The sequence below is a fragment of the Vibrio wakamikoensis genome (assembly GCF_050337275.1).
Lineage (GTDB): Bacteria > Pseudomonadota > Gammaproteobacteria > Enterobacterales > Vibrionaceae > Vibrio > Vibrio chaetopteri.
In genome coordinates this window covers 24,186-38,835 of record NZ_JAKJST010000015.1, presented here as the reverse complement: position 1 = coordinate 38,835, position 14,650 = coordinate 24,186, and the positions used below count along the sequence as shown (strand labels likewise).

Sequence of the window (14,650 nt, the reverse complement as noted above, 5' to 3'; positions counted from 1 at the left end):
CATGACAAAACTTACGGTTAAAGCACTTAGCGAAGAGATTGGTACGCCAGTTGAACGCCTAATTGAACAACTTGCTGATGCTGGTCTGAAAAAATCAGAAAGCGATCAGGTGAATGATGAAGAGAAGCAAACGCTTCTTACTCACCTTAAGAAAGAACATGGTGATACATCTGGTGAGTCAGAGCCTACTCGTCTTACGCTTCAGCGTAAAACTCGTAGCACTCTGTCTGTTTCTGCCGGTGGCGGTAAGAGCAAAGATGTACAAGTAGAAGTGCGCAAGAAGCGCACTTATGTCAAGCGCAGTGCGATCGACGAGCAAGCAAAACGTGAAGCTGAGGATGCAGCAAATCGTGAGGCGGAAGAGCGTGCCCAACGTGAAGCCGAAGAGCTAGCCAAACGTGAAGCTGCAGAGAAAGCACAGCGTGAAGCAGAAGAGAAAGCTCAGCGCGAAGCCGAAGAAAAACGTCTAGCAGAGGAAAACGCTAAACGTGAGGCGGAGCAACCTGAAGCAGATACTGCTAAGCGCGAAGAAGCGGAAAAGGCTAAGAAAGAAATGAACGCAAAGAATGCTGAAGCGAAGAAAGAAGCAGACGAACTAAAACGTCGTCAAGAAGAAGAGGCGCAACGTAAGGCGGAAGCTGAAGCGGCTCGTCTAGCTGAAGAAGCTCGCAAACTAGCGGAAGAGAATGCCGCACGCTGGTCTGAAGAAGAGAAAAAATCTAAAGACAACGAAAAAGCAGACTACCACACGACAACCTCTACGTACGCTCGTGAAGCAGAAGATGCTCAAGACCGTAAAGAAGAGAAAGCGCCTCGTCGTCGTAAGAAGAAAGCAAGCCCACAAGAAGACAACCGCGGTGGTCGCGGTGGTCGTAACCAACGTGGTAGAAAAGGCAAACTGGCTAAGCCTACGTCTATGCAGCACGGCTTCGATAAGACCGCTCAAGTTGCTAAGCAAGACGTTGTGATTGGCGAGACTATCGTCCTTTCTGAGCTAGCAAACAAGATGTCTGTTAAAGCAACTGAAGTTATCAAGGTGATGATGAAGATGGGCGCGATGGCGACTATCAACCAAGTTATCGACCAAGAAACTGCACAGCTTGTTGCTGAAGAAATGGGTCACAAAGTTGTTCTACGTAAAGAGAACGAACTGGAAGAAGCGGTACTGTCTGACCGTGATGAAACATCAGAAGCAGTATCTCGTGCACCTGTTGTTACTATCATGGGTCACGTTGACCACGGTAAAACATCGACACTTGACTACATCCGTCGCACTCACGTTGCATCAGGCGAAGCAGGTGGTATTACCCAGCACATCGGTGCATACCACGTAGAAACTGACAACGGCATGATTACCTTCCTTGATACTCCTGGACACGCGGCGTTTACTGCAATGCGTGCTCGTGGTGCTCAAGCGACGGATATCGTTGTTCTAGTTGTTGCTGCGGACGATGGCGTAATGCCACAAACAATCGAAGCGATCCAACACGCGAAAGCGGCTGGCGTTCCTCTGATTGTTGCAGTGAACAAGATCGATAAAGAAGACGCAAACCCAGACAACGTTAAGAACGAACTGGCGCAATACGACGTTATCCCTGAAGAGTGGGGCGGTGAGAACATGTTTGTTCACATCTCTGCGAAACAAGGTACTAACATCGACGGTCTTCTAGAAGCTATCCTACTTCAATCAGAAGTACTTGAGCTAACAGCGGTTGCTGACGGTATGGCATCGGGTGTGGTTGTTGAATCATTCCTAGATAAAGGTCGTGGTCCAGTTGCTACTGTTCTTGTTCAATCTGGTACGCTGAACAAGGGTGACATCGTACTTTGTGGTCAAGAATACGGCCGTGTACGTGCGATGCGTGATGAACTAGGTAAAGAAGTGACGCAAGCTGGTCCATCTATCCCGGTTGAGATCCTTGGCCTATCTGGTGTTCCATCATCAGGTGACGAAGCAACAGTTGTACGTGATGAGCGTAAAGCTCGTGAAGTAGCAAACTACCGTCAAGGTAAATTCCGTGACGTGAAACTTGCGCGTCAGCAAAAAGCGAAACTAGAAAACATGTTCTCTAACATGACTGCTGGTGACGTTGCTGAGCTTAACGTAGTACTGAAAGCCGACGTACAGGGTTCTGTAGAAGCAATCTCTGATTCTCTACTGAAACTGTCTACTGAAGAAGTGAAAGTAAACATCGTTGGTTCTGGTGTTGGTGGTATCACAGAAACTGATGCAGTACTAGCAGCAGCTTCTAACGCTATCATCCTAGGCTTCAACGTACGTGCTGATGCTTCTGCTCGCCGTACTGTAGATACAGAAAACCTAGACCTACGCTACTACTCAATCATCTACCAGTTGATTGACGAAGTGAAACAAGCAATGGGCGGTATGCTTGCTCCTGAATTCAAGCAAGAAATCATCGGCCTTGCAGAAGTACGTGACGTATTTAAGTCTCCAAAACTTGGCGCAATCGCGGGTTGTATGGTAACTGAAGGTACTATCAAGCGTAACAACCCTATCCGCGTACTGCGTGAGAACGTTGTAATCTACGAAGGTGAACTAGAATCTCTACGCCGCTTCAAAGATGACGTTCAAGAAGTTAAGAACGGTTACGAGTGTGGTATCGGCGTTAAGAACTACAACGATGTTCGCGTTGGCGACCAAATCGAAGTATTCGAAATCGTTGAAATCAAACGTACTCTAGACTAATAGACAAAATCGCTACTCAGTATCAAACTTGAGTATTGATGGTTGTTGAATACGCCATGGGGGGCTGGTTATTACCATCCCCCCATTCTTTCTATAGTGAGAAAAGAAATGTCAAAAGAATTTAGCCGCACACAACGTGTTGCGCAGCAACTACAAAAAGAGCTTGCTCTTATCCTTCAACGCGAAGTTCGTGATTCTCGCCTTGGTATGGTGACGATTTCAGACGTAGAAGTGTCTCGTGACCTAGCTTATGCAAAAGTATTCGTTACTTTCCTATGTGTTGGTGAGCAAACCCCAGAATCAAGCATTGCAGCACTTCGTGAGCACGAAGCTCATATTCGTATGATGCTAGGCAAGCGCATTCGCCTACGCCTAACGCCAGAAGTACGCTTCCAATACGACAACACACTTGTCGAAGGTATGCGTATGTCTAACCTAGTGAGCGAAGTGGTTAGCGAAGACAAGCGTAAGCAAGATGAAGCTGGTCGTAGCGAAGAAAATGGTGCTGAGGGAGAAGAGCAATAATGGCTAGACGTCGCAAGGGACGTCCAGTCAACGGCGTTATCCTTCTAGATAAACCTACCGGTATCTCATCGAATGACGCTCTGCAAAAAGTAAAGCGCATCTACTTCGCTGAGAAAGCAGGGCACACCGGTGCTCTTGACCCGCTAGCAACAGGCATGCTGCCAATTTGCTTGGGCGAAGCCACCAAGTTTTCCCAGTTCCTATTGGATTCAGACAAGCGCTACCGCGTTATCGCTAAACTTGGTGAACGCACCAATACCTCTGATTCTGATGGCGAAGTCGTAGAAACTCGCGAAATCAACGTAACGCCTGAGCTTCTTGATGAGTGCATCGACAAGTTCCGTGGTGAGTCTGATCAAGTGCCATCAATGTTCTCTGCATTGAAGTATCAAGGTAAGCCGCTTTATGAGTACGCTCGCCAAGGTATCGAAGTGCCGCGAGAAGCGCGCAAGATCACTGTGTATGAAATCGTTCTACATCGCTTTGAAGGTGATGAAGTGGAGATGGAAGTACACTGCTCGAAAGGTACGTACATCCGTACGATCGTCGATGATTTGGGCGAAATGCTAGGCTGTGGCGCACACGTGACGATGCTGCGCCGTACCGCTGTTGCTAAGTACCCTTATGAGAACATGGTGACCCTTGAGCAGCTTAACGAGCTATTCGAGCAGGCACAGCGCGAAGAGCGTCAGCCGCGCGAGCTGCTTGACCCACTGCTGATGCCAATGGACAGTGCAGTACAAGACCTTCAAGAAGCGAATGTATCGCCTGTGCTTGGTGATTTGCTTCAGCATGGTCAGCCGGTGCAGGTTTCAGGTTTGCCAGTGGATGCGCCAGTGCGTATGACTATGGGTGAAGAGCGTTTGTTTATTGGTGTTGGTGCCATGAATGACGATGGTAAGCTTGCGCCTAAGCGTTTGGTTGTTTTTCGTGAGGAAGAGCAGCAGTAGGGTGTGTTGTAAGGTTGGTGGTTGAGAGCTTTGAAGCTATAGAGCTATAGAGCTATAGAGCTTAAGAGCACCCCTCCTAGCCTCCCCTTATAAAGGGGAGGAACTGCTGGCTCGCTGGCGCATCGCCTAGTTGTTTACGTGCGGTGCGACGATAGGAGCTAGCAGTGGTTCTCCCCCTTAATAACGGGGCGCGTAGCCGGGGGAGTTAGAGGGGGTAGAATGCGAGACTCAAAGTGTCTCCACCTTTTTATCTCGTAACCTCTTGCCTTTAATTAATCCCACCCTTATAATCCCCGCTTCGCGTAGCGGCTGAATCAGAGATTGGCTGCTACAACTTTTAAATCTACTCTTATTAGGAGAGAATTATGTCTCTGAATGCAGAAACTAAAGCAGCAATCGTTGCAGAATACGCACAAGGCGAAGGCGACACTGGTTCACCAGAAGTTCAAGTAGCTCTACTTACAGCTTCTATCAACCACCTACAAGGTCACTTCAAAGCACACAAAGGCGATCACCACAGCCGTCGTGGTCTTCTACGTATGGTTTCTCGTCGTCGTAAGCTTCTAGATTACCTAAAAGGTAAAAACCTAGCTCGCTACCAAGACCTAATCAAACGTCTAGGCCTACGTCGCTAATCAGCGTCTGCATAGAAAGTTTGTTAAAAGGGGCTATATGCCCCTTTTTTGTTGGCTAAATTCTTTAGTTAATAGCAAAACTTCCACTAAGTAGTTTATACTACGTCCCGTCTAAACAGAGTTGTCTAACGCGCATTCGTTTAGCCACAATCTGCTCAGTACATTACAGTCCATTTTGTCGACCGCAGGGTCGCGACTATTCCAAGCACATTTGCTCGCTTTAAGCTGTTTAAAGCAACGAGCTAAGTTTGTTTGAACTAGTCGCGATTTGTAATGCATTGAGCGCACAATCAAATGATCTGGACTTGCTCCAGAAAAAAGGAAATACAATGTTCGAAAAACCAGTTGTTAAGTCGTTCCAATACGGCAACCACACTGTGACGCTAGAAACAGGCGTTATCGCACGTCAAGCTACTGCAGCTGTAATGGTAACAATGGACGATACGTCAGTATTCGTTTCTGTTGTTGGTAAAAAAGAAGCTGTGGAAGGTCAAGACTTCTTCCCACTAACTGTAAACTACCAAGAGCGTACTTACGCGGCAGGTAAAATCCCTGGTGGTTTCTTCAAGCGTGAAGGTCGTCCTTCTGAAGGCGAAACACTGACTGCACGTCTAATCGACCGTCCAATTCGTCCTCTTTTCCCAGACGCATTCAAAAACGAAGTTCAGGTAATCGCGACAGTAATGTCTGTAAACCCGAACGTTCAACCAGACATGGTAACAATGATCGGTACTTCAGCTGCTCTTGCTATCTCTGGTATCCCGTTCAACGGCCCTATCGGTGCAGCACGTGTTGGTCACATTGACGGTCAACTAGTACTAAACCCAAGCAACACTGAGCTAGAAAGCTCTAAACTAGACCTAGTCGTTGCGGGTACTGAAGGCGCTGTTCTTATGGTTGAGTCTGAAGCAGACAACCTAACAGAAGAAGAGATGCTATCAGCAGTGGTTTACGGCCACGACCAACAGCAAGTTGTTATCAAAGCAATCAACGAGTTCGCAGCAGAAGTTGCTACTCCAGCTTGGGATTGGGTTGCTCCACAAGAGAACACGACTCTTAACAATCGCATCGCTGAACTAGCGGAAGCTAAGCTTGTTGAAGCTTACCAAATCACTGAAAAGATGGCTCGTTACGATCGTATCCACGCGATTGCAGCTGAAGTGAACGATGTTCTTCTTGCTGAAGACTCAGAAGCGAATCTTAAAGAAATCCACACTATCTTCCACGATCTAGAGAAGACAGTTGTTCGTCGTAGCATCATCGCGGGTAACCCACGTATCGATGGTCGTGAAAAAGACATGGTTCGTGCACTAGATGTACGTACTGGCGTTCTTCCACGTACTCACGGCAGTTCACTATTCACTCGTGGTGAAACTCAGGCAATCGTAACTGCGACTCTTGGTACGCAGCGTGATGCTCAAATCATCGATGAGCTAACAGGTGAGCGTAAAGATCACTTCCTACTACACTACAACTTCCCTCCATACTGTGTTGGCGAAACTGGTTTTGTAGGTTCTCCTAAGCGTCGTGAAATCGGTCACGGTAAACTGGCTAAACGCGGTATCGCAGCAGTAATGCCTTCTGTTGATGAATTCCCATACACAGTTCGTGTTGTATCGGAAATCACTGAATCTAACGGTTCATCTTCAATGGCTTCTGTATGTGGTACGTCTCTAGCACTTATGGATGCGGGTGTTCCAATCAAGTCTTCTGTTGCGGGTATCGCAATGGGTCTTGTTAAAGAAGGCGACGACTTCGTTGTTCTTTCTGACATCCTTGGTGATGAAGACCACCTAGGTGACATGGACTTTAAAGTAGCAGGTACTAACACTGGTATCACTGCACTTCAAATGGACATCAAGATCGAAGGTATCACTAAAGAGATCATGCAAATTGCTCTTAACCAAGCGCAAGGTGCACGTAAGCACATCCTTTCTGTAATGGATGAAGCTATCTCTGGTGCTCGTGAAGATATCTCTGAGTTCGCTCCGCGTATCCACACAATGAAGATCAGCGCAGACAAGATCAAAGACGTTATCGGTAAAGGTGGCGCGGTTATCCGTCAGCTAACTGAAGAGACTGGTACAACGATTGAGATCGAAGACGACGGTACTATCAAGATCGCTGCGACTGACGGTGACCAAGCGAAAGATGCGATTGCTCGTATCGAAGCTATCACTGCAGAAGTTGAAGTGGGTAAGATCTACACGGGTAAAGTTGCTCGTCTAGCAGACTTCGGTGCATTCGTAACGGTTCTTCCAGGTAAAGATGGTCTAGTACACATCTCTCAAATCGCTCAAGAGCGTGTTGAGAAAGTGACTGACTACCTGAAAGAAGGCCAAGAAGTTCAAGTTAAAGTACTTGAAATCGACCGCCAAGGCCGTGTACGTCTAAGCATGAAAGAAGCGGTAGAACAGCCAGCTGAAGCTGCGAATGAAAAAGCGGCACCTGACGCAGAATAATTCGCATTTCTAGACCATTGCGTCTAAAAGCATGCTATAAAGAGGGGGCAATCGCCCCCTTTTTTAGTGCGCGAAGGAAATTACCTGCTATACCATTAAAGCAGCACGGCAAAAAAATTAATAAAAGCCGTCAGTTACGCTTAGCGATAGCAGGCATTAAGGAGAAGAATATAGTGAAGTGGTTTCGAATCTTAGGATTGAGTTTAGTGGCCGTAGTGACGGGTTGTGCATCCAACTCATCAACGCAAGATCAGCAGTGGTTGAATCCACCGATGGCAGTGCCTTTACAAGCCAATGTTCAATATGAAGTCCAGGTTGCAAGACTGACTCAGCTACTTCAGCGCAGCGATCTCGATAACGATGTGCGCGCGAAAATGCATTTCGAGCGTGGTTCTTATTTCAATAGCCTAGGTATGCGCGATTTGGCGCAGCTTGATTTCAACCAGTCGCTTCAATTAAACCCAGCTCAGCCAGTGGTGTTCAACCAAGTCGGTCAATACTTCACTCAGATCGGTGATTTTGACTCTGCGTATGAAGCGTTTGATTCAAGCTTAGAGCTGGATCCTGCCAACTCTTACGCACTTCGCAACCGTTCTATCGCACTGTACTACGGCGACCGTATTCCTCTAGCGATTGAAGGAATGACGCGTTACTACCAAGAGAATCCATCGGATCCGTACCGAGCGCTGTGGCTTTACATCATTTCTCGCCAAGCGAGCCCATCGGAAGCGGCTATTACGCTAAATAAACAGTATCTTGCTCGCAATAACGACTGGGGCTGGATTTTGGTTGCCTTGATGCTTGACCAAGTGTCAGAAGAGCAAGCATTCCAAGCGATCCTAGCGAGCAGCCGAGACAATAATGTATTGGCAGAGCGTCTGACTGAGGTGTACTTCTACCTTGCTAAGCGTCATCAAATCGACGGTGACTACCCAACCGCCGTCTCGCTCTACAAGCTAGCGATCGCACAAAATGTGTATGATTTTGCAGAGCATAAGTACGCATTCCTAGAGCTCACCAAAATCTTTGAAATTGTTCGCGCTCAGCAAGCAGAAGAAGCGAAGAAACAGCAAGAAGAACAAGCGAACGCAGAACCAAGCGACGCCTAGTTTCTCTCAATAAATCCAATACCTTAAAACACCAGCGATAAGCTGGTGTTTTTTTATGCGTTGCAGTTTACTTCCAATACCTCTAAAATAGTTAGCCAAGCTAATTAATAAATAACGTGAATGTCTATAGAAGTCAATTTAGAGAGAATGGAACGCCTCACTGCTAAGGTTTGGCGCAGTTACTGTAAAGAAGATCCATTATCTCACCTTAGCTTTAATGAATATGACTATCTCAAAACCGTGCAAGCCTCCGAGGAGCCGATTAGGCTCACTGACTTGGCTCGAGAGTTAGAGGTGTCCAAGCCGTCAGCCACCAATATGGTCAAGCGGTTGGAGAAGAAGGGGCTAGTGGAACGTTTAGCGTGTCCAGAAGACGCTCGTGCTAAACGGGTAGTACTGACAGAGAAGGCGCGTATCCCTCTAGCGTCAGAGCTGGAAATTTATAGGGTAGTTGCTGATAAATTAAAGGTGAACCTCACAGACAGCGAGTTTACCGAACTCAATCAGCTTCTAACTAAAGCGTTAAAACCTTAATACCTATTCGTTCTTAATCAACAGTAAGACTCTGAAGAGTCATTTGATAACAAATAATCGTAGTAACGTCGTGATGAATCAAAAATCAATTTACCAACAGTTTTGGCGTTATGCCGTACCTACCGTTGCCGCTATGCTGGTCAACGGCTTATACCAAGTGGTAGACGGCATCTTTATTGGACAGTATATGGGAGGCGACGGCCTTGCGGGCATCAATGTCGCTTGGCCAGTGATTAGTGTCATTCTTGGTCTTGGTATGATGATTGGTGTCGGTACTGGAGCGCTGGCGTCGATCAAACAAGGTGAGAGCGATCTTGTTGGTGCGAAGCAAGCTTTGGCAACCGGTTTAATGGCATTGCTAGCGTTGAGTCCAGTTGTTGCTGTCTTACTTTGGCAATACGCCGACAAGATGATCCTGATTCAAGGCGCACAGGGACGCATGTACGATCTCGCGATGCAGTATCTCGACATCTTGATCGTTGGCGGTGTGTTCACACTCGGCTCAATTGCAGTGCCGTTCTTATTGAGAAACGACGATAGCCCAAATATGGCGACTATCTTGATGGTGCTTGGCGCGGTGATCAATATCGTCCTTGATTACTGGTTTATCGCTATTCTCGATTGGGAGCTTACTGGTGCAGCGCTCGCAACAGCGATAGCTCAAGCTGTGGTGACAGTGTTGGGTGTAGGATATTTCTTTACCTCAAAAGCGAAAATGCGCCTTTCACTGCGTGACTTTAGGTTACAGTGGCCACTGTTACCTAAGATATTCTCCATTGGCGTCACAAGCTTTTTCATGTACGCCTATGGCTCTTTTATGGTAGCACTGCATAACGCTCTGTTTGCGGAGTACGGGTCGATGACCTTGGTCGGTGCATACGCCATCTTGGGTTATATCGTTGCTTTCTATTACCTAATTGCCGAAGGCATCGCTAATGCGATGCAGCCACTATTGAGCTACAACTATGGCGCTCGTCGTGAAGACAACATGCGTAAGCTGTTCAATGTCGCCATGTTCAGTTCCGTACTCGGTGGTGCGGTTTTTGTGGGACTCCTTAACCTGTTTCCTTACCAAGCGGTTTCAGTGTTTAACTCCAGTGAGCCACAACTTATCGAATATACGGTAGTCGGTATCCGCTTGCATTTGTTCTCAATGTTCCTTGATGGGTTCATCGTTGTGGCAGCCGCATATTATCAAGCGATCAGTCACAACCGAAAAGCCCTGTTCGTGACATTAGGAAACATGCTGATCCAACTGCCATTCCTCTACGCCATGCCAAAGCTTTGGGGGGTGAACGGTGTGTGGATAGCGTATCCGCTGTCTAACATCGCGTTGAGTTTGGTGGTTGGAGCCATGATGTGGAAAGACATTCGCAAACTGCGTGCGAATGGCTATGAGACGGCAACGGTTTAACGCCACTGAATTGGAACCTTGCCATTGAAAAAGAGCCTCGCTGATTAGCGAGGCTCTTTGGTTTAGATTTGCTTAATATCGAGGCCAGCAATCTGGTGCCAGTAGCCGTTGCACTGGCGATCGAGCGAGGCTTGTGGATTGCTGCCGTCTTCATTGGCTCTGAAACGATCCACTTCTGCAAAGGTATCCAGTCCAAGTGGGCTCAAACGTGCAACATCAACCAAGCCTTCCATCGATTTAAGGTCGTTGATTAGGTTGTACTGATAACCAGATTGCGTTTGGATTCCGTTTAGATTGAATACTGACTGACCTTCTTGGCTCTCTACTTGAAGGCCTGTCGGGTATTTAATACAGCAGGTTTCGCAGTCATCTTTCGCTCGGTTTTCCGCGCGAGCAGTGAAGCAGCGTGCAGAGTAAGCTAACGGCAGATAACCGTGGCTAAACACTTCTACTTCGAATTGACCGCGGATGCCTAAGTCGTCTGCTTGGTTCATGGCGTTCTCAAGCCACTCTCGTGACAGCTCGACTGGCATACACCAACGAATCATGCCTTGCTTAGCAAACAGCTGCAGCGTGCGGGCGTTGTAGGTGTTGACCGCAGGTCCCACGACAAAGGGTACCTTGCTTTCGCTAGCCAGTTGGATAGCGGACACGTCATTAGCTTCAATCGCAAAGTCACCGTTGTCGATGTACTTTTTCATAATATTTACTTCACTCGGCGCTTCGAGCAGTGCCATAGTGGACAGCACCACTTGCTTACCAGATGCGCTGAGCTCTTTAGCAATATCAAACCAATGAGCAGGTTTCATCTCACGGCGTTTGGAACAAACGCTCTCACCCAAATAGATGATATCGGCAGAGCTAGATTTTGCTTGCTCGTAGAAGCTCTCTACATCTTGCTTTGGCCAAAAGTACAGCAGTGAGCCTAATGCATATTTCATGTCGTTTGCTCCTTATTGCCACTTACGGTGGTAAGCACCGAGAGTGGTTTGTGTACCTTCAGAAACGTTCGCCAGAGCGTTGTCCCAGCTTGGTTTTACCTGGTATTGCTCTGGATTACGTTGGTACATATCAATCGCTTCACGCCAAGTACGAGTCACTTGCTCTACGTAGGCAGGACTGCGTTGGCGGCCTTCAATTTTCACTGATGCAACATTGGCAGCAAACAGCTCAGGTAGCATAGATAAGGTATTCAGGCTGGTTGGCTCTTCAAGAGCATGGTAGCGCTTACGCTCACCATCCACTTCCGCCTCAAATCGGCCTTTACACAAAGTAGGGTAGCCGGCGTTTTCACCTTGTGCGTAGCGGTCAATCAGAATGTCATTTAGACGTGATTCTAAGCCGGTTTCTGTTTCTTGCCAGCGTACATATTTTGCCGGAGAACATGCGCCTACTGTGTTTGGTGATTCGCCTGTCAGGTAAGAAGATAGGTAGCAGCGACCTTCCGACATAATACAAAGGCTGCCGAAGGCAAACACTTCTAACTCGACATCAGAGGTCATGTTTCGAGAGAGCTGTTTTACTTGATGGATCGACAGCACGCGCGGCAGTACGACGCGTTTGACATTGAAGTTCTTGTGATAGAAGTCGATGGCTGCCACGTTGGTCGCTGAGGCTTGAACGGATAGGTGCAGTTCAAGATCCGGATATTTGTTTGCTGCATAATCGAGTACTGCGATATCGGCAACGATCAACGCATCCACACCGAGATCGGCGGCTTGATCGACCGCGTTAGTCCAGCGTTCAAATCCATTCGGGTGAGCGAACGTGTTCAGTGCTATGTGCAGTTTCTTGTTGTGGTCGTGAACATATTGAGCCGCGCGCTCAAGCTTCTTACCTGTAAAGTTAAGACCCGCAAAGTGACGGGCATTGGTGTCGTCTTTAAAGCCGATATAGACGGCGTCGGCACCGCAATCAATTGCCGTTTTTAATGCAGGTAAGTTACCCGCTGGGCATAAGAGTTCCATATGCTCAATACCATAATTCTTTCAGTAGAGCGCATTTTATGAAAAGTTACTGTAGGCGAGTTTGATATAAGGCAGGTTTCGCTTAATAAGCAATGAATTAACACCAAAGAGGTAAGTTTGCTGAAAGGTCAACATCGGGCCTCTTTGGATAACAATTATAACTAGTTTCGGTGGCGACGATTTTGGGCAAATAGCGCTTCCACTTCGTGCTTAGGCTGCGGACGGTGGAAGTGGAAACCCTGAATAGAGTTACAGTTGAGATTTGACAGCAGCGTCGCCTGATGACGCGTTTCCACCCCTTCGGCCACCACAGACAAGTTGAGTGATTTACCTAAGTTGATGATGTTTTCAATCACCGTTAGCTGCTTAGGCAGGGTATCAATATCCATGATGAAAGCGCGGTCGATCTTAAGTTCATCAATAGGGAAATGAGCCAGATACGAGAGCGAAGAATAGCCCGTCCCAAAGTCATCAATCGACAGTGCAAAGCCAAGCTTTTTAATAGAGTTCAGCATTTGCAGCGTGTGTTCGCTGTTGCTCATGACGGCACTTTCGGTCAACTCGAAGGTAATGCAGCTAGGATCGAGTCCAGTGCTGCGCAGTAGGCGCTCCATATAATCAATGAGTTTAGGGTTACCAAACTGCTCTGGGGATAAGTTGATCGCCACGCGACCTGGTAAAATGCCCTGTAGCTTCCAGCGTTTAACGGTAGTAAACACATCGCGCATGACCACGCGGCCAAGACTTTCGATCAAGCCCGCTTGCTCAGCAACTGGGATGAAAGAGGCTGGGCTGATGTAGCCTTCTACAGGGTGCTTCCAACGCACCAGAGCTTCTGCGCCATTGATGCTGAAATCGCGCGCGTTAACTTTAGGCTGATACCAAACCTCGAGGCCATTTTGTTGCAGCGCCTTTTGCAGTTCAATTTCCAGCCATAGACGCATTCGCGCCTCTTTGTTCATCTGGTCATTGAACTTGACTAATCGGTTACGACCGCGCGCCTTGGCTTCGTACATTGCAGTGTCGGCATTTTGCAGCAGGATACGCGCATCATTGCCGTCGTTCGGCGATTGTACGCTACCGATGGAGCAGGCGAGTCGTTTGCTAAAGTGGTGTAGATCGAAGGGCTGATTAATTAAGCCGATGATTTTTTCTGCCAGTTCGTCGGCAGCGATATTGCTATCGGGTTCCGGCAAAATGATGCCAAATTCATCACCGCCTAAGTGAGCGAGCACCGCCTCTTGCGGCAAGTAGCGCTTAAGACGTGCCGACACTTCTTGGATAACTCGGTCACCAATGTGGTGGCCAAGTGAATCGTTAATATTTTTAAAGTTGTCTATGTCCAGATAGAGCATGACAAACGGCGTACCAGCCTCAATAAAATGATCGAGACAGCGGGTAAAACCAAGGCGATTATAGAGTTTCGTTAGCGCATCAATGTTGGCATCTTCGTGACTGGTTTGTGTCACTGGGCTTGGCTTTTCATCTAGGTCTTGCACTAAGATTAAGTGCGCATTGGCACCAAATAAATTCGCAGTGTCGACATGCAACGCCAAGCGTCGTTGGATGCCACAATACTCACTGGTCATAAAGTGCAGTGGCACTTTGGCATTGACCTGATGCAGATCGAGTTGCACTCGCTGGTTATCACTTTCGTTGCGAAGCAAACGCGTGAGTGACTCGCCCAGTAAATCACTTTGGCTTGAGTAACCAAATAGTCGTGCCGACGCTGGGTTGGCTGAGATAATACAACCATCTTCGACTAACAATAGCCCATCAGGAATCAGCTCTGTCAGCTTTAAAAACTTAGTTTCAGACTCTTCGAGTGAACGGGTAATGATCTGTTTTTCAGAGGTATCAATAGCATGAAAAACCACATACTCAACCACACCATTGAGCTCAATGGGAGAGACACTAAAATGCAGGCTAGATTCGATGTCCGATTCGTCGAGTGTGACTTCTGCCTCAATCGACTCACCAAGAAAGGCGCGTTCGTAATAAGGTTTGAGCTGGTGGTAGAAACGGGTGCCAAGTACCTCATGATCATTCATGCCTATGAGGTCGCTGTGAGTAAGTCCGGCCACATCGCAGTAGCGATCATTGACCATCCAATAACGGTGCTCGTCGTCTAAAATAGCAAAAAAGAAGGGGCTATTAGACGTTAACTTAGCAAAGTATTCCTTTAACAATTTGGATGACATCAATGTACTACCAGTTCTCTGAAGCGCTTATATATCAGTAACCCACACACTATAACTGTGATTTATCGGTTAGGAAAGGGTTAAGACAAAAGCAAAAAATTTTTGACGCACAACAGGATTTTTTTTGTACGAATACCGTATTATGG

Annotated in this window: 11 protein-coding genes; 8 read left to right on the top strand and 3 right to left on the bottom strand. The window is 47.4% G+C overall.

Annotation, left to right across the window (positions count from 1 at the left end):
- The first annotated feature begins 1 nt into the window (after position 1).
- From infB to L4C42_RS06130, 8 genes are all read left to right on the top strand, one after another.
- Positions 2–2,707, top strand: a complete 2,706-nt coding sequence (gene infB, locus L4C42_RS06165; protein ID WP_353496981.1) for a translation initiation factor IF-2 — start codon at positions 2–4, stop codon at positions 2,705–2,707.
- Positions 2,708–2,815: 108 nt separating this feature from the next.
- Entirely contained in the window at positions 2,816–3,232 is a 417-nt protein-coding gene (rbfA, locus tag L4C42_RS06160) for a 30S ribosome-binding factor RbfA (protein WP_103879120.1), read from the top strand.
- On the top strand, positions 3,232–4,182 hold the full coding sequence (gene truB, locus L4C42_RS06155; RefSeq protein WP_353496980.1) for a tRNA pseudouridine(55) synthase TruB: 951 nt from the start codon (positions 3,232–3,234) through the stop codon (positions 4,180–4,182). Before rbfA ends, truB begins: the two co-directional genes overlap by 1 nt.
- Before the next feature lie 365 nt (positions 4,183–4,547).
- Entirely contained in the window at positions 4,548–4,817 is a 270-nt protein-coding gene (gene rpsO / locus L4C42_RS06150) for a 30S ribosomal protein S15 (RefSeq protein ID WP_005380094.1), read from the top strand.
- A 329-nt stretch (positions 4,818–5,146) separates the two neighbouring features.
- Positions 5,147–7,279 carry a polyribonucleotide nucleotidyltransferase gene (gene pnp / locus L4C42_RS06145; RefSeq protein WP_353496979.1) on the top strand — a complete coding sequence of 711 codons (2,133 nt, stop codon included), beginning with the start codon at positions 5,147–5,149 and terminating at the stop codon, positions 7,277–7,279.
- A 173-nt stretch (positions 7,280–7,452) separates the two neighbouring features.
- Positions 7,453–8,388, top strand: coding sequence for a lipoprotein NlpI (nlpI, locus tag L4C42_RS06140; protein WP_112459596.1), 936 nt, complete (start codon positions 7,453–7,455; stop codon positions 8,386–8,388).
- A 120-nt stretch (positions 8,389–8,508) separates the two neighbouring features.
- A complete protein-coding gene (locus L4C42_RS06135) occupies positions 8,509–8,922 on the top strand; it encodes a MarR family winged helix-turn-helix transcriptional regulator (RefSeq protein ID WP_353496978.1) in 414 nt (137 codons plus the stop codon).
- Positions 8,923–8,995: 73 nt separating this feature from the next.
- A complete protein-coding gene (locus tag L4C42_RS06130) occupies positions 8,996–10,336 on the top strand; it encodes an MATE family efflux transporter (protein ID WP_353496977.1) in 1,341 nt (446 codons plus the stop codon).
- 62 nt (positions 10,337–10,398) lie between these two features.
- Here L4C42_RS06130 and L4C42_RS06125 read toward each other — a convergent pair whose 3' ends face one another.
- The 3 genes from L4C42_RS06125 to L4C42_RS06115 form a co-directional block, all read right to left on the bottom strand.
- Positions 10,399–11,277 (bottom strand): U32 family peptidase, encoded by an 879-nt coding sequence (locus L4C42_RS06125; RefSeq protein WP_353496976.1) that lies wholly within the window; start codon positions 11,275–11,277, stop codon positions 10,399–10,401.
- A gap of 12 nt (positions 11,278–11,289) precedes the next feature.
- Positions 11,290–12,303, bottom strand: a complete 1,014-nt coding sequence (gene ubiU / locus L4C42_RS06120; protein ID WP_353496975.1) for a ubiquinone anaerobic biosynthesis protein UbiU — start codon at positions 12,301–12,303, stop codon at positions 11,290–11,292.
- 161 nt (positions 12,304–12,464) lie between these two features.
- Positions 12,465–14,504, bottom strand: a complete 2,040-nt coding sequence (locus L4C42_RS06115; protein ID WP_353496974.1) for a putative bifunctional diguanylate cyclase/phosphodiesterase — start codon at positions 14,502–14,504, stop codon at positions 12,465–12,467.
- Between the last annotated feature and the right edge of the window lie 146 nt (positions 14,505–14,650).

Bases quoted from the DNA above. Each gene is read 5' to 3' on its own strand.
- infB (WP_353496981.1), top strand. From the start codon at position 2: ATGACAAAACTTACGGTTAAAGCACTTAGCGAAGAGATTGGTACGCCA.
- rbfA (WP_103879120.1), top strand. From the start codon at position 2,816: ATGTCAAAAGAATTTAGCCGCACACAACGTGTTGCGCAGCAACTACAA.
- truB (WP_353496980.1), top strand. From the start codon at position 3,232: ATGGCTAGACGTCGCAAGGGACGTCCAGTCAACGGCGTTATCCTTCTA.
- rpsO (WP_005380094.1), top strand. From the start codon at position 4,548: ATGTCTCTGAATGCAGAAACTAAAGCAGCAATCGTTGCAGAATACGCA.
- pnp (WP_353496979.1), top strand. From the start codon at position 5,147: ATGTTCGAAAAACCAGTTGTTAAGTCGTTCCAATACGGCAACCACACT.
- L4C42_RS06135 (WP_353496978.1), top strand. From the start codon at position 8,509: ATGTCTATAGAAGTCAATTTAGAGAGAATGGAACGCCTCACTGCTAAG.
- L4C42_RS06130 (WP_353496977.1), top strand. From the start codon at position 8,996: ATGAATCAAAAATCAATTTACCAACAGTTTTGGCGTTATGCCGTACCT.
- L4C42_RS06125 (WP_353496976.1), bottom strand. From the start codon at position 11,277: ATGAAATATGCATTAGGCTCACTGCTGTACTTTTGGCCAAAGCAAGAT.
- ubiU (WP_353496975.1), bottom strand. From the start codon at position 12,303: ATGGAACTCTTATGCCCAGCGGGTAACTTACCTGCATTAAAAACGGCA.
- L4C42_RS06115 (WP_353496974.1), bottom strand. From the start codon at position 14,504: ATGTCATCCAAATTGTTAAAGGAATACTTTGCTAAGTTAACGTCTAAT.